Here is a 24380-nt window from a genome sequence, read left to right as displayed (position 1 = left end):
AAAATCTGTTGAAATGCATTGCCTGATATTGGGATATTGTGATAGTAAGATATTGAGGAGCGGTCCTAACTATCGATTGGACTTCAATATCTAATATCTATGAATATCCATCAATATCTTTTCATATCTATTCTTCCTTACTAATCACTTCCTTAAATAAATCCAAAATTTCTCCATTCGGTTCTAGGCCTCTTTCGCTTTTGTAGTAGAGTTGGAAGAGGCTGAGCATATCTTTTTCCAGATCTTCTACTTTGAGGCTGAGGGATTCTTGGCCGATGGGATTTTTGATTTGAGGAATCAAGTTGACGATGCCTTCGTGAGCTTTCATCAAGGCTTTTCTGGTGGAGGCATCAATGGCTTGTTCCGTGATATAGGTTAACTCTACGTAGCAGTGAGGATTCGCCTCCAGCCAAGCCAAGGCTGATTCAAGCGAATCAAACGTTTCACGGTAAAGCGGTTTTCCTTTGCTTAGGCCAACGGGTTTGTACTGGACTGGTTTTCCCGGAATGGCCTCTATGATGACCACCTGCTTTTCCTGAGCGGCTTCGCTAAAGGAGTAGGAGAGTGGAGAAGAGGAATACACCATTGGGCAAGGCTCTTTTGCCACTGCGTGGTAGCGGTGCAAGTGTCCCAAGGCTACATACTGTATCTGGGGAGGGATTAAATGTGTGAACAAAGCTTGCGTACCTCCCACATGGAGGATTGGACGTTCGGACTCGGGTTCTGCTTCGGGCTTTTCTCCTTCTTTCATAAAAAAGAAATGCCCAATCAAAAGATTGACTCCCTTATTATCACAGTATTTATCTGCCAAAGCAGTCCAACGTTTACCCATCAATTCCCTAAACTCCTCTTCTCGGTCCCCATCCCCTAGATAGGTTTTGAGCAGAAGTTCATTGGCATAAGGAGCAAGCAAAATTCGAATAGGAAAGTCGTATGCGGGAAGTTTGAGTTCTATGAAGCTGGATTCACTCTGTGTAATTTGAATCCCACTTTCCAAAGTACCTGTTGGAATGGTGCTGTCGTAGCGACTGTAAAAGATAATTCCTAACTCTCGCGCCAAAGGGTCAGGAGCTTCTATGAATTGGGTGGAATCATGATTGCCGGAAATAGCTATGATTGGGCGTTTCCCATTATTGGAAAGTCTTCTGAGGGTTTTGTAGAGCAGTTCGACAGCTTCATGATTGGGATTGAAGCTGTCAAAAATATCCCCTGCCAGCAGGACCAGGTCAACTTCTTGGGCTTCGGCAATATCCACGATTTCCCGTAGCACTTCTTTTTGTTCTTCCAATCGGGAGTACTCTTGGAGTCTCTTGCCTAAGTGCCAATCTGCTGTGTGAAGTATTTTCATTCGAACATTACTGCTTTGAGGTACGAAAATTTGAATGTACTAAGAAAAAGATGGAAATGGAAAGGGAGTTTGGGGTTTGAAATAATTACCACCAAGGCTCAAAGTCTTAAAAAAATCATTGGTTCGCTACTTTGTGAAAATGTTAACTGGAGAAAGTGCAGAAATTCAGTAAGTTTATTAACTCAAAGTAGGAGTAATTCCATTATACTGTCAAAATTTAGTTTTGAATAAGAGTGTTTGTGTCTAAAAAACTAACTCAGTGCATGTGCCCTCTAGCTATTACTCTGTGATTAAACAATTAACAGCCGAGTAAATAGGTTATTTTAATTCATTAAAAAAGGATTCAATACACCCTGAAGGAAATGTTTCCCTCCGTTGTACACTAAAAGGAAAAAAATCACCGCTAGAAAAAACTCGAGTTTAGTTAGAACAAGTTGGGATTCTTTTTTCATGGGCTTAAGATACTTAATTAAATCCTTGAAAATAATTCTAATTGTTTTGTCATATAAATTTAAAATTTTTCGATTGGATTTGAAAAAACTTTATTTGGTCACTTCAGTAATTTCATTGTTTATTTTAAAATAACAAGAGTTGAGATTATATCCCATGAGGTCATTTACTTTCACTAAAAAATACTTCGTGCATCTCTTTAATCTAAAAATAAAAAAGGCCTGCATTTCTGCAAGCCTATTGGTGGAGGATAACGGATTCGAACCGATGACCTTCCCGACAGCCGTCGGGACGCTCTAGCCAGCTGAGTTGTTTGAATTAGGGGTATGAATGAAAGAGGATTTTCAAGAAAAAAGAGGCTGTTTCATAAGTCTCTAATTAAATAAATTGAAAGGCTACCTGAATTCTCGGGTAGCCTTTTTCTTGTTTAACTCAAAATTGTTATTTTGAGGTGTGGAAAAACAAGACCTAAATATAGTCTTTAAAGACTATGATCACAACCAGTTGATGCTCCTTCCCCATAATTTGGGTGATCTTCTGCCATCAGAGCATCCCGTCCGTGTAGTCAGCACTGTCGTGGACAAGATAAACATCCAGCCGATCCTTTCGCAGTACAGCAATATGGGAGCGAGCAGTTACCATCCCCGTATGCCATTGAAGTCAACAGGACATTGTAGCGGTATAAATCCGAAGCAAAACAAAAGCTGATCTCTCCCGAGGGAATCCAAAAAATAAAACAGTGGGCCACAGACGTGGAACCTGTATTCGGACACCTTAAGCAAAACAAGGGGATAAAGAGGTATGTACTGAGGGGACTCGAAAAGGTGGAAATTGAAACTGGGCTCCACGTAATCGCACACAACCTTTCAAGAAAGGCAGCAAAAGCGGTATAAATAACACTTTAGATTGGCTCTCAAGCCTAAAACACCCCACTAAAGATGAATAAGTCTGAGGAAACTAGAATCCTAATGTTTTGACCAATGTTCAAAAAATAGAGGCCGATTTTCTAAAAATCGGCCTCTACGGCTTAATTTTGGCCGTCTTGAAAATTAATAGTTAATTTTGAGACAGCCTCTTTTTCATAAATGGTATAGCCAATTACCCCAGAAAACATCGACGAAGAATTTACTATCTTTTTTTACGAAGGAGTGCAAAAGCATTGCTGAGGGCACCAAGGACAAAATCCTGGGTTTCGTGGAGATGTTTATCAACGGGATTTCAGAGGAGAAATAGTGAGAATTAAAATCTATTTCCATATTTAATAAATTTTGAATAATACTGCTCCATCATCTATTGACTTGAATATTTCTAGTTTGTTTCTTAGCAGAAAAAACAACAATATCTCAAGTTTGAAACTAAGATGAAATTTAAAAATAAGTTTTTACAATTGGGCTTAATCCTCTCCCTTTTATTTTTATTTTCCTGCAGAGATGAAGACACACCTGATACCGAAAATTACTTCTTTGAAGTGGAAATTGAAGATCAAGTTTTAAGACAAGAATTTTCTAAAAATCTATCTTTAGATGGAATACCCTTAGTTTTTAAAAAAAATAAGTCATCTTCAATTGGTCAAATCAACTCCCAACTTGAAAACAACTGCCTAATTAGTTGCATTTTACCATTTTACGTAAATATGGTTTTTGATGGAAGTATTGGAACTAGAGAAATTGAGGTTTTAGAAACCCTTGATCTTCCAATAGGGACCTTTACAACACATTTTTGGTTTGGCAACACAAATGTTAATCCCGAGCCATCAAAAATCTGGATAACAATCACTGAAGCTGATGAAGCTAAAAAGGTTATCCGAGGCACCTTCGAAGGAGAAACCTACAAAAATCTATCCGAAACTCCTGTTAAAATCCCCATAAGAGGAGAATTTAAAGCAGCTTACTTAATCAATTAAACGTGTCCCCTCATACAAATAAGGTATTTAATGCTACAAGGAAACGAATCAGGAATCTTTCTTATTTTGGTAAATTGAAATATCGAGAGCTTTAACGTAGTAGTGTCTTTACTTTTCTAGCTTACATAGAATTTTTCAAAACAAGATAAACTGCAATTTCTCCACAAATTAGGATTCAGAAAACATTGCAGAAGAAATTATCCTCTTCCGTAGTTCCAAGAATGAAAGAATATTCTTAAGCAAATCAAGAAAAAATCTTCGATTTCGAGTTCCGATATATCATCCTGATTTCGGAAGTGGTTTAGAATTTTATAGTTTTTTTGTCACAAAACCTCAATTCAATAAAACTTCATCTACAAATACCCACCCTTTCTGACCTGCGCCAGGATGCCATTTAGGAAGTGGATTAATGGGACTTAACACAGCCTTGATTTGAACAAGCGGTTTGGCTGGAATAGGATATTCCAATAGTAGTTGCTTCCGTTCTTGATTCCCTTGAGGTTGCTCGGGTTTATCTTTATGCAGTAAAACCCAACTTTCCCCAGCCGAAGATTTGGAATAAATCTCTACGGAAATAGGTGGAAAAATATAGGAAGACACTGCACTCAATAAGCTAAACGCAATCGTACTCGGTGATTGATTCACATCAAAATCAAGAATAAGTTCAAAATTAGTTTCCTGAAAGCCCAACCAGCTTCCGGATGTAAAATCCTCATCACCTTTGATCAAATCAAACAGTGTTTCTACGCCATCCGATTGGTATGAGTGATGTGGTGCATTCGTCAATTGATACCTTTTTGGCTTGATGCCTGCCTTAAAAAACACCGCTTGGGCTTCCTCACTTCCCAACCAACCATCGGCAAAAGCCCTCACTCTAAGGTGGGTATTTTCAGTTAACCTGATGGGGCCTGTGTAGCGGAAGTGGTTAGCACTATCCGGAAATGTATTGTCCAAAGTGTAGAATATTTCTACATTCCCAATGGGGTGTTTGACAGATACCTCTAATTGATCCTGGAAAATCCCTGAATTCGCTTGAATGATGGGGGCATTCAACTGATATAAGGTGCCATCATCACGGTAACCTCCCTCAATAGCTGTATGCGTCAATTGGGTAGACAGCCTTTCAATCTGTTCGGAATCCAATCCTGTATTCCAAATAAATAAATCTCTAAGTTGGTCTAGCCTTGCTAATTTCTCTAAAGCGACAGAACTTAAGGGGTTTCCTGCTAAAGAAAGACTTTTTAGAGATTTCACACTGGCCAATTCATGTAAAAACTCTCCTTGAAGTCCTGTATTATTCAATCGCAATCTTTCCAAATTTTCAAATTGACTGATTATTTTTAAATCCTCTTCTGCCAAAGGCATATTGGAAAGATTCAATTCCACCACTTGGGTTTGGATAGCACCTAGCGCTGTCAATTGTTGAGACTCAAAACTGGCTTTTCCAAAAAAACTGACCCGAAGCGCCGGAGATGTGGGATAAATTGATTGAATAACCCGAAAATCAGTATTCAGCTTAGCAAGGGTAGCTGAAGGAGCAAAAGGAAAGGAGTATACATCTGCTTCTTCTGTAAACACCAATTGCTTCGCCAATTGGAAAAAGCTACTATTAGGATCCATACTTACCATTGGTTTCTCCATAGGAGCCAATTCATCCATCCAGGCTTGAATCAGCGCAACCTCCTCCATAGTTAATTGCATTTTACCTTTGGGCGGCATATGTTCCTCATGATCTAAGGGTAACAAGATTCGCTGCAAAAGACTGGAATTCTTTGGATTCGCTTCATCAATCACAGGTCCATGCTTTCCACCCGCCAAAATGTAGGATGCACCATCCAACCGCAAATCCCCTTTTTGTTTGGATGCCTTGTGACAGGACACGCACTTTTGCTCCAAAATTGGAAGAATTACATGATCAAAAGCTAAAGCATCTTCTAAAGTTATCACTTCTACAACCGAGGATTTTTGAAAAGGTGCCCATAAAAAATCTTCTCCATGCGTCATGGAAGCGCCTAAGTGGCCTGTAATTAGCGTCAGGAATGCAACACTTACCGAAGTTAAACGTGCAAATGTTTGTTTACCATAACTCCAAACCACATACCACATACTTGCCATCCAAAAAAGCACCATACTCACCCATTGATGAGCAAATATTTCATCCAGCACATACCCTTCCTCGGCTGCTAATAATAAGCCTGCCAAAACTGTAATTCCCGTCAAACAAAGACTTAGTATAAATAAATCACTCGCTAACCTAGGATTCTGCCTCGAAAAAGCTGCTGGACTCCAAAGCAATCCTACCAACAACAACAGTAAGACGATGGGAAAGTGTAGCAACAAAGGATGTGCTCTTCCAAAAACCTCTAAAAGTAAGGGAACTTCCATATGTGAATGCCCAAAAGCGAGTACCAAACATAATCCATGTAATACTATTAAAACATGCTGTAGGTAAAAACTCAATCTGGAAATCGCATTTTTGGACTGCATATCAAACCAATAAGTCTTTTACAACATGGCCGTGTACATCTGTCAGCCTATACCTTCTTCCCAAATGTTTGTAGGTTAGGCGCTCATGATCCACCCCCATCAAATGCAGGATAGTGGCATGAAAATCATGCACATGCACAGGATTTTCTGTGATATTATAACCAAACTCATCTGTCTCCCCATAAACTATTCCTGGCTTCACCCCTCCGCCCGCCATCCATATGGAAAAAGCTTTCGGATGATGGTCCCTACCGTAATTATCCAACTGAATCTCTCCTTGGCAGTAATTTGTCCTTCCAAATTCTCCTCCCCAAATCACCAATGTCTCATCCAGTAATCCTCGCTGCTTCAAGTCTTGGATCAATGCAGCAGAAGCCTGATCCACATCTTTGGCCTGCTTGGCCATCTCGCTTGGAAGGTTGTCATGCTGATCCCAGCCTTGATGATAAAGCTGTACAAAGCGAACACCACTTTCAGATAATTTACGAGCCAGTAGGCAATTGGCAGCATAAGTGCCTGGCACCAAACAGTCTGGACCGTACATTTTGATAATACTATCAGGTTCTTTGGATATATCGGTCACCTCTGGCACAGCTGTTTGCATGCGGAAAGCCATTTCATATTGCTGAATCTTAGCCGTGATTTCTGGATCTCCAAAAGCTTGATAATTAATTTGGTTCAATTGGGCAATTTTATCCAACATACGCCTGCGGTCCTCTCTCCGCATACCTTTGGGATCATTGAGGTACAACACAGGGTCTTCGCTGGCAGAAAATTGCACACCCTGATGTACTGAATCCAGAAATCCATTGGTCCATAGCTTAGAGTACACGCCTTGCCCATTTCCTTTTCCCTTACTCAGTAGCACACAGAAGGCAGGTAAATTGTTATTTTCATTTCCCAACCCGTAACTCAGCCAAGAACCCATACTTGGTCTATTACCCACCTGAGCTCCAGTCTGGAAAAAAGTCAATGCAGGATCATGGTTGATAGCTTCGGTATACATGGATTTAACAATGCAAATATCATCTACGACCTTGGCGGTGTACGGAAAAAGGTCAGAGATCCAAGCTCGTGCTTCTCCATATTGTTGAAACCCATAATAAGAACCCACCAATGGAAAAGAGCTCTGGCCAGAAGTCATGCCTGTCAAGCGTTGCCCCATCCGGATGGAGTCAGGCAGTTCCATTCCTGCTTGCTTATTAAGCAGTGGTTTATAATCAAACGACTCCAGCTGCGATGGAGCTCCATTTTGAAATAGGTAAATTACTCTTTTGGCTTTGGGAGCAAAATGTGGTAAGGCATCCATGATATCATCTTCCGCAACTCCTTTTCGAAAAAGATCAGGAATCAGTAAACTACCTAAAGCCAAACTACCTATACCCAAACTGACTTTGCTAAGAAATTTACGTCGATTATGTCCCAAGCTATGTTCTAATTGTTCCTTTTCCATCCTACTTAAGTCTTGGTGATAGCTTCCTCTAAATTATATATAGCCGTAATTACCTGACTCAAAGCAATGAATTGAGGTGTAATTTTTTGGGTTTCGATTGGCTTTCCTCCTTGATGCATGAGGGACATACCCACCTCTTTGTCTTGTGTGAACCGATTTAACTCTTCTTGAAAATAGGCAAATAGAATCTGTAATTCCTGTTTGGCTGGATTACGCCCAAGGATACGTGAGAATGCTTGTGAGATCAGCTGTTTAGGTTCTTGATTCATTTGTAACAGTCCTGAAGCTAAATAACGAGAAGCCTCCAAAACCAAAGGATCATTCAACATAACCAATGCTTGCAGAGGTGTATTGGTTCGGCTACGGCTCACCTCACACACATCCCTGTTACTCCCATCAAAAATAATAGGCATAGGAGGTGGAACGGTCAATTTAATAAAGGTGTATAAGCCTCTTCGATAGAGCTGATTGCCCGTGGCTTGCTTGTACGTGCGTAACTCTCCTCTACCCGAACTCGCTGCTTCCCATAAACCTTCAGGCTGATAGGGTTTGACACTGGGCCCACCAATTTCGGGATGTAATAATCCAGAGCTCGCCAAAACCATATCCCGAATACTTTCTGCTGATAATCGAAGCCGAGGCGCTCTTGCCAGATAACTATTTTCAGGATCCTTCTCATACTTTTTAGGATCAATCGCGGACGATTGCTGATAAGTAGCGGACATTAGCAGCTGCTTAACTAAGCGCTTGATGTCCCACCCATGCTCTACAAAATCCACTGCAAGCCAATCTAGGAGTTCGGGATGAGTGGGTAAAGCTCCCTGCATACCGAAGTCCCCTGTAGAAGCAACAATCCCTTTCCCAAATACCTCCTGCCAAATCATATTGACAAAAACACGAGCAGTCAGCGGATTGCGCGCATCTGTAGTCCACTCGGCGAGACCCAGTCTATTGGTAGGGAGCGCTCCATCAAACGCAAAAACAGCCTCCGGAGTATTTGCGCTTACTGCTGTTGAAGGAGCATCATACAGACCTCTATCCAAGATGAACGTTTGTCTGGTTTCCTCCAATTCTTCCATAACCGAAACCATTATTCTGGCAGTATCCTGATAATTGAGAAAATTCAATATTCCCTCAGTATCCTCCCGGTCTATCCACATGATCGGAGTTTTGGCTGGTTTAGATTGAACTACATCACCCTCAAACCCTTTTTCAGGTGTGTTATTGAAAAACGCAAAAAGCTCGAAGTAATTTTTTTGGGAAATCGGATCATATTTGTGATCATGGCATTGGGCACATTCAACGGTCATGCCCAAAATTCCTTTGGTATAAGTATTGGTCTTATCCAAAACATATTCCACCCGATACTCCTCATCAATCACCCCGCCTTCTTCTGTGTATTTATGATTTCTATTGTATGCTGTGGCTAAAATCTGCTCTTTGGTAGCATTGGGCAATAAATCACCTGCCAACTGCCAAGTGATAAATTGATCGTATGGCATATTTTTATTGAACGCATGAATCACCCAATCCCTGTATGGCCACTGGGTACGGATATTATCGTCCTGATAACCATAGGAATCTGCATATCGGGCGATATCCATCCACAACACTGCCATTTTCTCGCCATAAGCTGGAAGACCCAAGAAGTAATCAATCATCTGTTCGTAGGCCTGAGGTGATGGATTACTATAAAATTGTTGTTGCAAGTCTATACTAGGCGGAAGGCCAGTGAGATCGTAGGAAAGTCTTCGCAAAAGGCTGAATGGATCAGCTTTTGGATTAGGAATAAGCTTTTGGCGCTCCATAGCTGCCAATGTGAAATAATCAATTTCGTTTTTAGGCCATTCTGTATTCTTAATGAACGGGAGTGAAGCTTTTTTAGGCACTTCAAAAGCCCAATGGGACTCATAAACTGACCCTTGCTCAATCCATTGCTTAATTAGTGCAATCTCCTCTACACTCAACGTCAAGTTAGACTCGGGCGGAGGCATACGTTCAGCAGGATCAGTGGAGATCATGCGCTGGAAAATAACCGAGGCATCCGAGTCATGGGGCACGATACCAAATTGATTAGGATAGTCTTTGAGTGCAGCATAAGCAGACTCTGCTACATCTAAGCGCAATCCTGCTTCCCGCTTATTGGCATCAGGACCATGACAGGCAAAACAATTATCAGATAAGATTGGGCGGATATGGTAATTGTAACTGATTTGCTCATGATCTCCCAAAACCAACGCAGACTCTGTTACCTTACCGCAAGACATTTGCAGCACAAGCACAGCAACTAACGAAATGAGCAAACGAAGATTCATAAAAACTAAAGTCCGTACTACCGAATGTAATTTGATAAAATTTAGACAAACCAACAATACTTTTAATAAAAATTAAAAAAACTAAAAACTATCTCATCAAAATACTATTGAAGGAGCATTAGCAAATAGATTGAGAAAAGAGAATTTATAAACCAACAACTTAAAAAAGTTTACCCAAGGGAAATAGCATATTACCCCAACTACAATTCACCAAAAGTAGCCCCAAAAAACAAATCGATATCAAGCTATTAACAGCCTTCTAACAAGTTTCTGCATCATCATTCCCGCCTTTTTAGCTACTTCTACCACTGAATCATGTGAAAAAGACTGATGATCTTTTGGCATACATTCATTGGTAATCACAGAAAACCCGATCACCTTTATCCCCATTTGCTGAGCTGCAATAACCTCTGGAACCGTACTCATTCCAACTGCATCTCCACCTAAAATCTGATAGTAGTTGATTTCAGCTTTGGTTTCCAAACTTGGGCCTGTTACTCCAACATACACTCCTTCTCGAAGAGATATTCCTAATTTTTCTGCAAGTGTTCTTGCGGCATTTATCCACTCTGTATCATAGGGTTCACTCATATCAGGAAAGCGAACACCAAAGGCCATCGCTTCCTTACCTCGCAAAGTATTGGAGGGGAATTTATCAATATGGTCTGTAATCAGCATCATATCACCCGCACTGAACTCAGGATTCAAACCCCCCGCAGCATTCGATACTACTAAGCGCTCTAAGCCTAGTAATCTCAGTACACGTAATGGAAAAACTGTCTCCTCCAATTCATAGCCTTCGTAATAGTGAAAGCGTCCACTCATGACCCAAATCAGTTTCTCCCCTACTTTCCCTAACAGCAACTCCCCCGAGTGTCCTTCCACTGTTGACGTTGGAAAAAAAGGAATAGAGGCATAAGAAACCACCTGCGCATCCACCAATTCTTCTACAAACCCTCCCAATCCAGACCCCAAAATCACCAAAGTGTCTGCCTCTCCCAAGGTCACAGATCGGATGTATGCAGCAGCTTGCTGGGCTTGTTCAAGGTAGGTTGGGTTTGAGGACATGGTTAGAATTAACTAATAATTGATGTTTTCGGAAAATATTTTTGTCCAATATAGGAAAGAGAAATGAGTGTTACCGCGCAAAGGATAGATAAAAAAACTAACTAAATGAGCAACTAATAAAAGTTGCAATTACTACTTTAGATTTCTTTGACCTTTTAGTCTTTCTTTTTTAGCAAAACCATGGGATCCTGCTTGAGCAAATACACCAAAGCCTGATACAACTCCGGATTATAAGCTTTAAGTTCTGCGGATTTTTCAAAAAATAACTCAAGCGCGACAGCAAAAAACTCGTGTTTATTGGTGCCAGCATATGCTCGGAAAATACTTAGTTCTCCTTTAGAGATTTTCTCAATAGCCAAATTGGCATGTTCGGCATACTGCCTCCAGCGAGTTGGGTTGAAGACCACACTGCCTTTGTTGTAATGAATTTGATTTTCCAGTTTCAAGGCATGGGCAATTTCATGAATTCCAAGATTCCTTCCAGACAAAGGATCACCTACTCCTTCCAAAAAATTTAGCATACTCAATACGATGATTCCCAATTTGGGATTCACTTCTCCGAAATGGTATTGCTGATTGATGGTAGAGTAATAGGAATCAGGATAAACCAGAATCTTATTGAAATGCTCAAATCGAAAATCCCGAAAACCAAAAGAAACCTTCACAGCTGTGGCAGCAATTAAAAGTTTTACTTTCGGGGGCACTTCTTTAAGATTTCCTCTAGGGATGAATTTTTTATCCTCTAAAAAAAAGAACACCCGCTCCTCAAATTCCTTTTGATGGTCCGTTGAAAGGCCTGCGTAATAGGGGAAAAAGCGATTTAAAAAATCCTTCTGCTCTTGAGTCAACTGAATCCCCAAAAGTTTGTATTTGGCATTTTTATAGCCCACATAAAGCCTCTCAATCAGATCTAGGAGCGATGAAAAAAGGAACATTGGTCTAAAATTTGTAATTTTGATTTCTTATAACGTAGAAATCCGAAGCTACGGATTAGATTTTCATTCAACAAGCTTTTCAACTAAATACAATTCACGTTTTGCAATTTCCAATTAAAAAAAACTTAGTCCCCTTACTGATTTTCATTGCGATCACCTGCATTTCCCATATAACTAATGCCCAAATTCTCAACATCGAGCGTTACCGACTTCAGCGTGACAGCACCAAGAACTTTATTGCCAAAGCGACGGGAGGTCTCAATATCTACAACAGAAGTGCTTCGGTTGATGATCCAGTTAACCTTTTCGGCTATAATTGGGACTTCAACTCCATGTATCAACCAGGGAAACACGCCTATATTTTGGTCTCCAAATTTGACTACCTAAAAATCAATGACTCAGATTTTCTAAATTTTGGCTTGGTCCATGGTCGTGTAGTATTCAATCGGGACAGAAAATCCCATTTGGAAGCTTATACCCAATACTCCTTTGATAATTTCAGAGGCTTGGCCCCTCGCTGGATTGTTGGGGGAAGTTGGCGGCAGAAATTGGTCAACTCAACCAAAAGCACACTCATCGTGGGAATCGGTGCATTAAAAGAATGGGAAACCTGGGAGAACCCGATTTCGGAGGAGTTTGTAGGAGTCAGCTTTGTTAAAAGTGCCAATTATGTCTCTCTTCGTCAAAGCATCAATGATTTTGTGGACTTAAATACGGTTATCTACTACCAAACAGGCTATGACAACAGCATTGAACGTCTTAGAAACCGAGTTTCTGGAAATATTAATCTAAACACGAAAATCACCGATATTTTCTCCTTTACTAATTCATTTGAGTTTTCGTACGAAGACAGACCCATAGTACCCATTACCCCATTTATTTTCGCATTCCGCACAGGAATCTCCTTTGATTTTTAAGTGATTAAATGAGAGCGGTTTAGTAAAAAAATAATCATTATTGCAGGCCAAAGCTTCCAGCAACTTGCAATAATTTTATATCTTGCGCTGATGGAAAATTTTGTTGTTTCAGCTAGAAAGTATAGACCTTCCAATTTTAAAAGTGTGGTGGGGCAAAGCCATATTACCACGACACTCAAAAATGCAATCAAGAACAACCACTTGGCGCAGGCTTTCTTGTTTTGTGGCCCAAGAGGAGTCGGCAAAACTACCTGTGCCCGTATTTTGGCCAAAACCATCAACTGCCAAAATAAAACTGCTGAATTTGAAGCCTGCAACACCTGTGATTCCTGCAAAGCCTTCAACAACAATGCTTCCTTCAATATCCATGAATTGGATGCCGCTTCTAACAACTCGGTAGATGATATCCGAAACTTGGTAGAACAAGTACGATATGCCCCTCAACAGGGACTCTACAAAGTCTACATCATAGATGAGGTGCACATGCTATCCAATCAGGCTTTCAATGCTTTTCTGAAAACCTTGGAAGAACCGCCTAGCTATGCTATTTTCATCTTGGCTACGACTGAAAAGCATAAAATCATCCCTACGATTCTTTCCCGTTGTCAGATATTTGATTTCAACCGAATTCAGATCAATGACATGGCAGAGCACCTACAGTACATCGCAGGTGAAGAAAAAATCGAAGCAGAAGAAGAAGCCCTACGATTAATCGCCACCAAAGCAGATGGTGCTTTGAGGGATGCACTATCTATTTTTGACCTGATCGTCACCTACTCTGCAGGCAATAAGCTGACCTATCAAGAGACAATTAGTAACCTTCACATCTTGGATTATGACTACTACTTTAAGGTAGTGGATGCCCTTTTGGAAGGAAGTATCGCAAAGGTGCTTTTGATTTTTGATGAAATTTTGAAAAAAGGCTTCGATGGACATAATTTCATCGTAGGACTCTCCGAACACCTTCGTGACCTGATGGTTTGCAAGGATGAATCTACTATCCAACTGATTCAAGTTTCCGAAACGATCAAAAAGCGCTACCTTGAACAGTCAACATCTGCTTCTCTTTCCTTTTTGCTATCCGCACTCAACATTAGTAATCAATGCGACATTCACTACAAAGGCAGCAAAAATCAGCGCCTCCATGTAGAATTGGCTTTGATGAAAATGGCCAAATTACCGTACGCCATCGCTCTAGCGGCAGCAGCAGATGAGTTAAAAAAAAAAGCCTAAGTGAAGAAGCCACTGCTCCTGAAGTAAAGCCTACACTTGTAAAAACAGTCAGCCAGATGACAGTCAAAAAGACTGTTGTCCAAAAGACTATTGCAATCCCAAAGAGTATTGCAGATGCACAGGTGATTGCCAAGGAAAAACCTCAATCAACCACTGTAGCAACATCAGAAGAGGAAACCAAACATGAAGTCAAAGAAGCACCTGCATTAGCCGAAACCTTTGACTTGCCTAAACTCAATTATGTACTTGCTGAGATTATCGAGGACTTCAAAACCAACCATAAAAACTTAGAAATAACTGTTCTCAAACAAGAAGTGAAGTTGGAAGGTGAGAAAATTATTTTTCAACTGAACGGTGAGATTCAGGAAGAGATTTTCCAAAAACTGAGGCCTGAGCTTTTGGGAATTCTTCGCAGAAAACTCAATAATTACAGCATTGCGCTTGCGGCTGAATTGGTAGAAGAAGATGAAGAAAGTTCGGCCCAAAGACTGTATACCAACTCTGACAAACTACGCTTTTTACTCCAAAAATCTCCAGCTTTAGGAGAGCTGCAAAAGCGATTTGGCTTGGAAACTGACTTTTAAAAGTCAATCCCCAATCCAAAATTTATCATATTCTGAAGTTGTACCGCCTGCCTGGGAGGCCCGGATTCCTGCTGAATAAATACCCGCTCATCGTAGATCAAAATCGTCTCAATACGAGTAGTGATGTACTTATTCACCCGCATGGTAATAATGGAGTTAAAATTCACCACAAAATTCCCCAGCCGCTCAAAGTTGGTAAAGAGATTCAAATCGGATCTCCAACGCACATTGTCAATGATTTCGAAATCTGTCTGCGAGCTAAAGGAAAGCCCAGCCTCCGCCAATACCCGCTCTCCAGGGATGACACCAAATGCCCCTGCATTACTCAAAGAATCATCCATGACTATCGTAAAACGTCCCGTAAACGGAGAGGCTATCAAGGAAAGTCGATTATTATTTTTGTATTGTTTTCGAAAGTTCAAACCCGTCGAGGACTGTACATAAGCTGGGGCCAAGAAATCTGATAATCGTGCCCTTGCATCTTCCTCTGCACCAGGAGGCCTGAAAAACCGATAACCTGCTAACAACTGTGTACGTGCATCTATCTGCGTAGACAAATACCACTGAGGCGTAAGCTCCCGACCATATTTTGAAATAAAGATAAAGTTATCATTTGTCTTTCGTGTAGCAAATCGCCTGTCAGAGATTCTGTTGAAACCTGCATTAACGGTCAAATTGGAATCCCAAATAATTGCATCTTTCTTGTAATTGGCAAACAAATTTGCTCCTGTATTCAATGCCAGGTTACTTGCACCCCCCGCATTCCAGTTGGACAAACTCACTTGCTGTATGCTTAGGTTGAAGTTTCCTCCTTTTTTCCAAAATATAGGCTTGGGCTTTTCCTTGATGATGATAGAGTCACCGATCATGATAATAGTATCTCCACTAATCAATAAGGTATCTGCCTTCAACAAATCATCCACTTGGGCTGCTACTCTAAAAGAGCCTATACTCATGCACAAGAAGAAACAGATAAGAAGTCGTTTCATGAAATTTGAGTGAATAGAATTATTGATAAATCGTCAAACGTTGACCTACCCTAATGGTGTTATCTTTTAGATTATTCCACTTTTTGATATCATCCACAGCAACTCCATATCGTTGGCTTAAGCGGAAAAGCGTTTCTCCTGAATCTACCGTATGAGTAACTGTCTTTCTTATTTGTGAAGGTGTAGTTGGGCTAGGCTTGTAGACTTCCTCTTGTGCAGGTTCTACAATTGGCTGAATGGCCTGTGATGAGCTCTCCAAGAGCTGCTTCAACTCAGAAGCAGACACATACCGAATATCTTCATTTCTCCTTCGATGATCTTGAAGATTTAAAATCATCCCTGGCCTTAAAGCTTCATCTTCTCGTATTCTATTTTTAGCTTTCAACGAAGCAACCTTCATGCCGTATTTTTGAGCAATTGACCAAAGAGTTTCTCCTGGCTTTACAATATGTTCTTTTATCTCAGCAGCTCCCTTTTTTGGTTCGGTATAGTAATACTGACCTTCTTTGATTTTTTCTCCCTTATCCAAATCATTGATTTTTCTCAAGCGTCTCTCTTTCAAGCCAACTTGTCTTGCCAAAGCTTCTTGTGGCATGTTGGCAGCGGCTTGTATCCCATCCAATTCGTTTACTTTGATCTGATTAGGTTTGCTAGCTTGTTGCTGATTACCCGTGATTTTTGGGAAAGCCTCTGCGGATGTTGCCACTGTAACGACTCGCTCTACAGGCTCGCTACTAGTACTTGGGCCTCTTCTGACGGCAGGAACAGCCGGAACACCACCTTGACGGATGTAAAAAACTGAATACGGCTTATCCCCTGGAATGCTTCCCTTGGATGCCCATTTATTATATTCTTTCAAATGCTCTTCGGTTACACCCAATCTGGATGCTAAAGCTTTCAATGTAACAGGCCCTTGAATTCTAGTTTCTTCCAAATAAGCATCTGAGCTAGCAAACATTTGCCAACGCCCTTCAAATGCCACCTTATGGGCCAAAAACTTTTTGAAGTACCAATGAGAATTCCTGTCGATTTCAATGACTTTTTTCCCGTTAAACTGGGTTCCAAAGTAGGCGCGTGCACCGCCCAAACCCATCTGATAAGATACTAAGGCGCACATCCAGTTATCAAAAGAGTTATTATGCTTTTTTACATATAATGCTGCCCCTCTACTAGAGGATACAATATTTTTTCGCTCATCCACCTGAGCATCAACACGAAGAAAAACTTCTTCAGCTGTACCTTGCTTAAACTGCCAAAAGCCCACGGCATTGGAGGTAGACACTGCATCGGGAATCAAACTCGATTCTTGAATAACTAAGTATTTGAAATCCTCAGGAACACCCACATTTTTTAATTCACGCTCCACATAGGGCATATACAAGGCTACGCGCTCCGCTTTGATTCGAAAGTAAGTTGGATTACGATATAGTGCATCCACATCTAACTGGATTTCTCTTCTTGCCTGCTCATTGATCAATATCCTCAAATCAGCAAAGGCAATCTCCCGAGGCACTTGAGGGATTTGTTGGGCAGATGCAGGAAATACCCACCCCAAAACCAAAAGGCAATAAATAAACTTCTGTAAATGCTTTCTCATAATTTTCGGGCCATCATCAGTCCATCACGGATAGGAAGCAAAACATTTTCTACGCGTGGATCCTCCTGAACCATTCGATTGTAATCCAATAGCGCCTGTGTATCCTTGTCAATTTTTTGACTGGGCCCAACCAACACCTTCCCTGACCACAACACATTATCCGCCAATATAATACCCCCTGGATTGACTCGCTCAATTACCAACTCATAATACTTGTTATAATTCGCCTTATCCGCATCTATAAAAACCATATCAAAACGATCTTCCAAGGTAGGAATGATATCCAAGGCATTGCCTAAGCGATAATCAATTTTACTTGCCAAGCCTGAGCACTCAAAAAATCCACGCACCATTGGCTCTAACTCATCGTTGATATCCAAAGTAATCAATTTCCCATTTGCACCTAGCCCTCTCGCCATGCATAATCCGGAGTAGCCAGTATAGGTTCCGATTTCAAGAATAACTTGAGGCTGCAACATTTTCACCAAAAGCTCCAGTACTTTCCCTTGCAAATGCCCGGACAACATCCTTGGCATCAAAACCTTGGCATGCGTCTCTCGGGTAATATGTAACAATAGCTCATCCTCAGGACTTGTATGGTCCTCGCAGTAAGCCAATAATCGTTCATCGATAAATTCCATAGCTAAGCTGGTATGTATTGCAAGAAACTCAACTGATCAGGGTGGTAGACCTCATTGGCAATGTCCATCAAATCCTCCGCAGTAGTTTCTCTGATTTGGTCAAAGATACTGTCCAGGGATTCAATTCTCCCCTTATCCAACAAATTTTTACCAAATACAAGCATCAAAGCGGCATAGTTCTCTTCTGCCATCGCCATTTGTCCTATGGCTTGCTCCTTTGCCATATGCAGCTGCATAGTTCCCAATCGCTTGGTCCGCAACTTTTCCATTTCTTTCAACACCAATTTTTTCGCCTTTTTGACAGTATTTTGCTCGGTACCGAAGAAAACTCCCACAAACCCCGTATCCGAATAGGCTTGATAGGTGGACTCTACACTGTACACATAGCCATACTTTTCCCGCAGAGCCAAATTGAGGCGGCTGTTCATACTTGGCCCTCCCAAAATATTATTAAGCAGGTATAGTTGAAACCTCCGCTTGTCATACAGAGAGTAAGCTGGCTGACCTATAGCACAATGCGCTTGGGTTATTTCCCGCTCCACCACTTTATCAGCAGGTTTGTAATGTACAAACGGACTTCTCACGTAGAGACTTCTCTTTTGTGGGATTGCAATCAAGAAACTCTCCACGCGCTGTAAAACCTTCGAAAAAGGAATATTCCCCACCACAGAAAAAACGAGTTGGGTTGTATCCAACCTTGAAGAAATGAAATCAAAAAAATCCTGTTGGGAAAAGCTTTTTACAGTCTCCTCTCTTCCCAAAATATTTCTACCCAAGGCATGGCCCGCAAAAACCATGGCATCGAAATCATCTTGAATCGAGTCATCAGGAGAGTCTCTATACATGGACATTTCCTCCAGGATTACCTGACGCTCCTTTTCTATTTGTTTTTGGGGAAAAGTGGAGTTAAAGGTGATATCACACAATAATTCCGCCGCTTTGCCGAAATGCTCCTTGAGCGTAGTCGCATAAAAACAGATTTTCTCTTTCGTGGTATAGGCATTCAATTCCCCGCCCAAGGACTCTAATCTATTGAGAATATGAAAAGCTTTCCGCTTTTTGGTGCCTTTGAATGCCATATGTTCCCAAAAATGCGCTAAGCCCTCCTCCTCCGTGGATTCGTCCCTACTTCCGATATTCACTACAAAACCACAATGCACCATACGTGTATGGGTGACTTCTTGGTGCACAATGCGGATGCCATTAGGCAATTCCTTGAGATTATACTGCATGCAAACTTTTTTCAATGGTACTAAATCACTGCTACCCGTCGCTTCAAACAATTTCACGATGCAACTGATTCAATTACAAAAATAAAAGTGTTTTCGGGATTACAACACAGGAATAGAATTACTGGCATGAGAAGGGGATTGAATAGAATAGATTATATTTGTTGAAAGGATGAAAGTACGGCTCGCAGAATACACGGAAAACGCTGAAATATTCTTACCCAAAAGAAAATTAAGGCAAGAATAGAAAGTAACTCCCAGTCCTATACCCGCCCCGAGTCTTGGCTCTTGGCTCTTGGTTCTAAATCTAAAATCTACCCTCTAAAATCTAAAATACCACTTGGTACTTAGTACTTTGTACAATTAAAAAAATATCTCTATACCATGAAATACACCCCTCTACCAAAAGAACTTTACATCAAAAACCGTCAGAAATTAATCAGTAAACTTCCACCTAAGTCGGTAGCAGTCTTTCACTCCAATGACATTATGCCAACCAATGCGGACGGAACCATGCGTTTCCGACAGAATAATGATATTTTTTACTTATCAGGCATCGATCAGGAGGAGTCTATTTTGGTGATTTGTCCCGACTTCCCAAATCCCGATATGCGGGAAATCTTGTTTTTAAGGGAAACCAATGAGCATATTGCCGTTTGGGAAGGACACAAGTACACTCAAGATGAAGCCGAACAGGCATCGGGAATTCAGAACATTCAATGGGTGGCCAATTTTGACCAGGTTTTCAATACATTGATTTCCCTAAGCGATCACATTTTCCTCAACACAAACGAGCATTTACGAGCAGATGTACAGGTGGAGAGTAGGGATGCACGCTTTATCAAATCCTGCAAGGAGCGCTATCCCTTGCACAACTATCACCGAGTAGCCCCATTGATGCACCAACTGAGAGCGGTAAAAGAGCAGGAGGAAATTGATCAAATGCAGATAGCCTGCGATATTACGGAAAAAGGATTCCGAAGAATTCTCACGTTTGTGAAGCCTGGGGTTACTGAGTATGAAATCGAGGCGGAGTTTATCCATGAATTTATCCGTAATCGCAGCAAAGGCTTTGCTTACGAACCTATCATCGCTTCTGGTCCAAACGCTTGTGTACTTCATTACATCGAAAACAAAGAAATCTGCAAAGATGGAGACTTGATCCTATTTGATGTAGGTGCTGAATACGGCAATTACAATGCAGATATGTCGCGAACCATCCCAGTTAATGGACGATTTACGCCACGTCAGCGTGCTGTGTATGATGCTGTCCTCCGCGTACAAAAAGGAGCCATGAATATCCTCCGTCCAAGAATCAATATCCAAGAGTATCACAAAGAGGTAGGGTTGATGATGCAGTCCGAACTAGTAGGTTTAGGGCTAATTGACAAAACGGATATCGCCAACCAAGACCCCAAATGGCCTGCATACAAAAAATACTTTATGCACGGTACTTCCCACCATTTAGGACTAGATGTACATGATGTAGGTACTATGCATGAGCCCATCACCGCAGGCATGGTATTCACGGTAGAACCGGGAATCTATATTCCTGAAGAGGGCATGGGTATCCGCTTGGAAAATAACATCGTCATTCAGGAAAATGGCTATTTGGACTTGATGCGGAATATCCCGATTGAGACCGAGGAGATTGAGGAGTTGATGAGGTGAGCTGGGAGAGTCGAGATGTGAGAAGCGAGATGCGAGAGATTAGGATCAAGAAGCAAGAGCCAAGAATCAAGAGTCAAAAAAATAAAATATGCTTGCACAAAATAAGGTTGAAATATGCATTAGGCGAAATATAGGTGGCATGTAAATAAGAGAATTATCCTAAAAAAAGTGTCAATAAATTTAAAGGCGAGAAATTAGACTCAAGAAAAAAGATTCGATGAATTTAGATAGGAGTTCGCATCCTTGAAAAGAGGTCATTCTTGCATACGAATTACCGCAATAGTCTCATAGAGGCGGTCAACATAATAGCTGAGGGTTTCAACCCTCGGGCCACAATTTAGCTGATGCCCCTAAAGTCCCATCGAGACAGTCTACATAAATGCCTGAATTTCATACCAATCGTGTTTTTGACAATTCGCCTTAGGTAATGATTTTACATCAACGAGTTGAAAATCATTGCTAAAATGTCGGCCGCTCCGATGGAGTTATTAAATGGTTTATAGCATGATACATTAAAGTAAAATACGCTCGCCAAGTACGAAATTAGAACGTCTTCGCAAGTCTGAAGACTACATTCATAAGATCTTACTCATTGCTACGAACGTGGTATGGATGCGTTTCGCTCGTTGCGTGAAAAGATTTCGTTCGATAAAACGCAAGTCTGAATACTTGAATCAAACACAGCCCATTGGGTAATAAAAACTTTAAATTTAATTTTTTATAATTATTTTGTTTCATGTAACTTTGTTTTGAAATATGAAACAAAGTCAATCCCTCAAGAGTCAATGAGAATAGTTACCTTCAAACGAATTCAAGAATTTGCACAGAAACATGCTGATTCTGAATTGGCCTTGAGATTTTGGTATACTACGACAAGTAAAAAAGATTGGAGTTCATTAAATGACATTAAAAAAGATTTCAACTCAGTCGATTATGTAGGAAATCATCGATTTGTTTTCAACATCAAAGGCAATTCATACCGGTTGGTAGCAATTATTTCATTCAATGCAAAAAAAATTTATATCAGATTCATCGGAACTCATGCCGAGTATGATAAAATTAAAGACATTCAAAACATTTGAATCATGATTAAATCTGAAAAGGAGTATAATGCTATTGTAGCAAGGGTTGAGGAGTTGCTTTCCAATCCTGATAACATAGAAAATCCTGATGAAAAAGGATTTGTGGAATTGAATCTACTGTCTGACATGGTAGCTGATTATGAAGAGAAGTACCATGCAATAATGACTCCCACTTTAGCAGAAGCGATTAGACTTCGCATGCAAGAAAGAGGCTTGACACAAAAAAACCTATCAGAATACCTTGGCGTAAGTACATCAAGAATCAGTGAATATCTAAACGGCAAAAGCGAACCAACCCTCAAAATCGCCCGAGAAATCAGCAGAAAACTTGATATAGAAGCTTCGATTGTACTTGGTGTGTAGAGCACTCAATCCTAGCAGGTTTTGAAAACCTGCTAGGATTATTTCATCTTAATTTACTGATAATAGAAAAAAATCGGTCCTAAAAAAGTGCAACTAAAATCACCTTACAGAAACTTGTAGTTATGATTTCATGAGACCAAATTTTTATTTATTGCATTTTTCAAATATGAGATAATCATTATTTTATTTTTATTAACCGATTTAAACTTTTATGTTTGAATAAATTAAATCTCAGTAACTATGAAAAAGTATCTATCTATCCTATTTTTAGGTTTAGTAGCTATTAGTTCTTGTCAAGAAAATGGACAAGAGGAGCATTTAAGTTATGGAATATGAGGATAAATGAGCTTGTCAACAGACCAATACTGATCGGGACACTTACACTTCTAAGTATGTCTAGCTATGCCCAAACTAAAGAGCAAAATTGGAATATTGGCTTAAAAAACCATTGGTACGACGGAAGCAGGGTTAATTCTACCTCTGGATATGGACTTGGTATTTTTGTCAATTATCAGGCAAGCATCTTTAACCATTCCAAATGGCTGATGATCAATGAGCTTGGCTATGATCGGATCTTGTCAAAAGCTGAAACAAATAACCCTTTATTTTGGTACCAAGAAGGAGCTGTTAGACTTAATAGTTGGATCGCAAGGACTCTTGATTATAAAAGTAACCATTTCACATTTGGCCTTGGATTGTCATTGATGTATGGTAATCAGCTAACCGGCGGTGCTCTTGTAAACGGGGAGTTTATATACGCCAACTATTCATAAGAAATGAGCTATGGACCGGTGTTCTCACTAACGTATAGCAACAGCGCAATTAGTGATCGCTTCTGCTTACGACTTGACCATGAAAGATACGATTCACGGGATAAAATCAGCAGCATATCACTACTTTACAGACTCTTCTGATTATTCCACGTATATACTATTACTATTCAAAAACCCTTGAGTCCTGGACCTCAAGGGTTTTTCTTTATCTTCCTGAGAAGCTTTTTGTTGCTTGGTTAATAACACGTTTCCCCAAGGAAACCTTCGAGGTTTGAAAAACCTCAAAGGTTTCGAAATAAAAAAGCCAACTCCCTTCGAAGTCGGCTTTTTCTTATTTCTAAAATATAAGATCTTAGATCTAAATTATCCAATAGACACTCTTTTAAAAGCAGCTACGGTCATGCCTTTGCTTACCTTATCAAGGTACTGAGCAATAGATAATGAGTTATCTTTTACAAATTGCTGGCTCAACAAAGTATTTTCTTTGTAGAACTTATTCAATTTACCCAAAGCGATTTTCTCCAACATTTCTTCAGGCTTGCCTTCTTGTCTTGCTTGGTCTTTACCTACCTCGATTTCTCTTTCTACTACAGAAGCATCTACGCCGTCTTTGTCAACAGCTACTGGGTTCATAGCAGCAATTTGCATCGCTACATCTTTACCAGCTTCTTCTACAGCTGCACCATTGGTGTTAACCAAAGAAACCAATACACCTAATTTACCATTGGAGTGGATGTAAGGAACAACTGCTTCGCCAGAAACAACTTCATAGTGGGAGATTTCGATTTTCTCACCGATTTTACCAGTCATTTCAACGATTTTATCAGCTGTAGTGATATTTTCAAACGGCAATGCAAGAATTTGCTCTACAGAAGTCGCTTTGTTAGCAACAGCTAGTTCCAATAACGTATTTGCAAAAGCAACGAAATCTTCATTCTTAGCAACGAAATCAGTCTCGCAAGTCAATGAAAGCAAGGTTCCAGTAGCACCGTCAGCACTCACGTGCGTCACAATAGTACCTTCTTTGGTCTCTCTGTCAGCTCTTGAAGCAGAAACTTTTTGACCTTTTTTTCTAAGGATATCGATAGCTTTTTCGAAATCACCTTCAGCTTCGGTAAGGGCTTTTTTACAGTCCATCATACCAGCTCCGGTCTTTTGTCTCAATTTGTTTACTTCCTGTGCAGTAATAGCCATTGTTTTAGTCAATTTATGAGATTAAACTTTTTTCTATGTTAAGGAAGACCTGACAGTCTGCCGCGGCGGACTGCCAGGTCTTAGTCAATTAAAAACAAAAAATTGAACACAGGCCGAAACCGCATGTTCAATCTTTTGTATTCAGTAA

The 24380-nt window shown here is 40.4% G+C and carries 19 protein-coding genes and 2 pseudogenes; 10 read left to right on the top strand and 11 right to left on the bottom strand.

All coding sequences use genetic code 11. The features are described from left to right. Positions 1 to 127 precede the first annotated feature (127 nt). Positions 128 to 1348 carry a metallophosphoesterase family protein gene (locus IE080_RS11645; RefSeq protein ID WP_189582482.1) on the bottom strand — a complete coding sequence of 407 codons (1221 nt, stop codon included), beginning with the start codon at positions 1346 to 1348 and terminating at the stop codon, positions 128 to 130. A gap of 957 nt (positions 1349 to 2305) precedes the next feature. On the opposite strand from IE080_RS11645, the pseudogene IE080_RS19790 reads away from it, so the two are divergent. From IE080_RS19790 to IE080_RS11635, 3 genes and pseudogenes are all read left to right on the top strand, one after another. Next, a pseudogene (locus IE080_RS19790) lies at positions 2306 to 2398 on the top strand (hypothetical protein); the annotation flags it as partial. 53 nt (positions 2399 to 2451) lie between these two features. Beyond that, positions 2452 to 2691, top strand: a pseudogene (locus IE080_RS11640) (transposase); the annotation flags it as partial. 467 nt (positions 2692 to 3158) lie between these two features. Beyond that, positions 3159 to 3701, top strand: a complete 543-nt coding sequence (locus IE080_RS11635) for a hypothetical protein (protein ID WP_189582479.1) — start codon at positions 3159 to 3161, stop codon at positions 3699 to 3701. Positions 3702 to 4034: 333 nt separating this feature from the next. On the opposite strand, the gene IE080_RS11630 is transcribed toward IE080_RS11635, so the two are convergent. The 5 genes from IE080_RS11630 to IE080_RS11610 all read right to left on the bottom strand — a co-directional run bounded on the left by IE080_RS11630 (position 4035) and on the right by IE080_RS11610 (position 11959). Continuing rightward, on the bottom strand, positions 4035 to 6188 hold the full coding sequence (locus IE080_RS11630) for a c-type cytochrome domain-containing protein (RefSeq protein WP_189582476.1): 2154 nt from the start codon (positions 6186 to 6188) through the stop codon (positions 4035 to 4037). A gap of 1 nt (position 6189) precedes the next feature. Then, positions 6190 to 7641: a DUF1501 domain-containing protein gene (locus tag IE080_RS11625; protein ID WP_189582473.1), complete on the bottom strand. Its 1452-nt coding sequence runs from the start codon at positions 7639 to 7641 to the stop codon at positions 6190 to 6192. A gap of 5 nt (positions 7642 to 7646) precedes the next feature. Next, entirely contained in the window at positions 7647 to 9956 is a 2310-nt protein-coding gene (locus IE080_RS11620; protein ID WP_189582470.1) for a PSD1 and planctomycete cytochrome C domain-containing protein, read from the bottom strand. A gap of 240 nt (positions 9957 to 10196) precedes the next feature. Continuing rightward, complete coding sequence (locus tag IE080_RS11615; RefSeq protein WP_189582467.1) at positions 10197 to 11024, bottom strand: purine-nucleoside phosphorylase; 828 nt, start codon at positions 11022 to 11024, stop codon at positions 10197 to 10199. Between the two features lie 155 nt (positions 11025 to 11179). Continuing rightward, positions 11180 to 11959 carry a zinc-dependent peptidase gene (locus tag IE080_RS11610; protein WP_189582464.1) on the bottom strand — a complete coding sequence of 260 codons (780 nt, stop codon included), beginning with the start codon at positions 11957 to 11959 and terminating at the stop codon, positions 11180 to 11182. 101 nt (positions 11960 to 12060) lie between these two features. Between IE080_RS11610 and IE080_RS11605 the strand changes: the two genes are divergently transcribed. From IE080_RS11605 to IE080_RS11595, 3 genes are all read left to right on the top strand, one after another. After that, a complete protein-coding gene (locus tag IE080_RS11605) occupies positions 12061 to 12876 on the top strand; it encodes a DUF481 domain-containing protein (RefSeq protein ID WP_229800606.1) in 816 nt (271 codons plus the stop codon). A 90-nt stretch (positions 12877 to 12966) separates the two neighbouring features. Beyond that, complete coding sequence (locus IE080_RS11600) at positions 12967 to 14109, top strand: DNA polymerase III subunit gamma/tau (RefSeq protein WP_189582461.1); 1143 nt, start codon at positions 12967 to 12969, stop codon at positions 14107 to 14109. Positions 14110 to 14165: 56 nt separating this feature from the next. Beyond that, on the top strand, positions 14166 to 14693 hold the full coding sequence (locus IE080_RS11595; protein WP_189582458.1) for a DUF8439 domain-containing protein: 528 nt from the start codon (positions 14166 to 14168) through the stop codon (positions 14691 to 14693). Here the strand turns inward: IE080_RS11595 and IE080_RS11590 are convergent. The 4 genes from IE080_RS11590 to IE080_RS11575 are packed head-to-tail and all read right to left on the bottom strand — an operon-like array spanning position 14690 to position 19152. Next, the gene (locus IE080_RS11590) at positions 14690 to 15682 is read right to left on the bottom strand and encodes a DUF3078 domain-containing protein (protein ID WP_189582455.1); all 993 of its coding nucleotides are present in this window, start codon (positions 15680 to 15682) and stop codon (positions 14690 to 14692) included. The genes IE080_RS11595 and IE080_RS11590 overlap by 4 nt on opposite strands. 19 nt (positions 15683 to 15701) lie before the next feature. Next, positions 15702 to 17279: a LysM peptidoglycan-binding domain-containing protein gene (locus IE080_RS11585; protein WP_189582452.1), complete on the bottom strand. Its 1578-nt coding sequence runs from the start codon at positions 17277 to 17279 to the stop codon at positions 15702 to 15704. Then, on the bottom strand, positions 17276 to 17920 hold the full coding sequence (locus IE080_RS11580) for an O-methyltransferase (protein WP_189582449.1): 645 nt from the start codon (positions 17918 to 17920) through the stop codon (positions 17276 to 17278). The genes IE080_RS11585 and IE080_RS11580 overlap by 4 nt, the downstream gene beginning before the upstream one ends. A 2-nt stretch (positions 17921 to 17922) precedes the next feature. Next, entirely contained in the window at positions 17923 to 19152 is a 1230-nt protein-coding gene (locus IE080_RS11575; protein WP_189582560.1) for a M16 family metallopeptidase, read from the bottom strand. A 381-nt stretch (positions 19153 to 19533) separates the two neighbouring features. On the opposite strand from IE080_RS11575, the gene IE080_RS11570 reads away from it, so the two are divergent. From IE080_RS11570 to IE080_RS11555, 4 genes are all read left to right on the top strand, one after another. Then, on the top strand, positions 19534 to 20820 hold the full coding sequence (locus tag IE080_RS11570; protein WP_189582446.1) for an aminopeptidase P family protein: 1287 nt from the start codon (positions 19534 to 19536) through the stop codon (positions 20818 to 20820). A gap of 785 nt (positions 20821 to 21605) precedes the next feature. Then, a complete protein-coding gene (locus IE080_RS11565) occupies positions 21606 to 21902 on the top strand; it encodes a type II toxin-antitoxin system HigB family toxin (protein WP_189582443.1) in 297 nt (98 codons plus the stop codon). A gap of 3 nt (positions 21903 to 21905) precedes the next feature. Beyond that, complete coding sequence (locus tag IE080_RS11560; protein ID WP_189582440.1) at positions 21906 to 22265, top strand: helix-turn-helix domain-containing protein; 360 nt, start codon at positions 21906 to 21908, stop codon at positions 22263 to 22265. Between the two features lie 332 nt (positions 22266 to 22597). After that, positions 22598 to 23038 (top strand): hypothetical protein, encoded by a 441-nt coding sequence (locus IE080_RS11555; protein WP_189582437.1) that lies wholly within the window; start codon positions 22598 to 22600, stop codon positions 23036 to 23038. A gap of 363 nt (positions 23039 to 23401) precedes the next feature. Here IE080_RS11555 and tsf read toward each other — a convergent pair whose 3' ends face one another. Beyond that, positions 23402 to 24232 (bottom strand): translation elongation factor Ts, encoded by an 831-nt coding sequence (gene tsf / locus IE080_RS11550; RefSeq protein ID WP_189582434.1) that lies wholly within the window; start codon positions 24230 to 24232, stop codon positions 23402 to 23404. Between the last annotated feature and the right edge of the window lie 148 nt (positions 24233 to 24380).

Source organism: Mongoliitalea lutea (assembly GCF_014652135.1).
Classification (GTDB): Bacteria; Bacteroidota; Bacteroidia; order Cytophagales; family Cyclobacteriaceae; genus Mongoliitalea; species Mongoliitalea lutea.
This window is presented reverse-complemented; position numbering and strand designations above follow the sequence as displayed.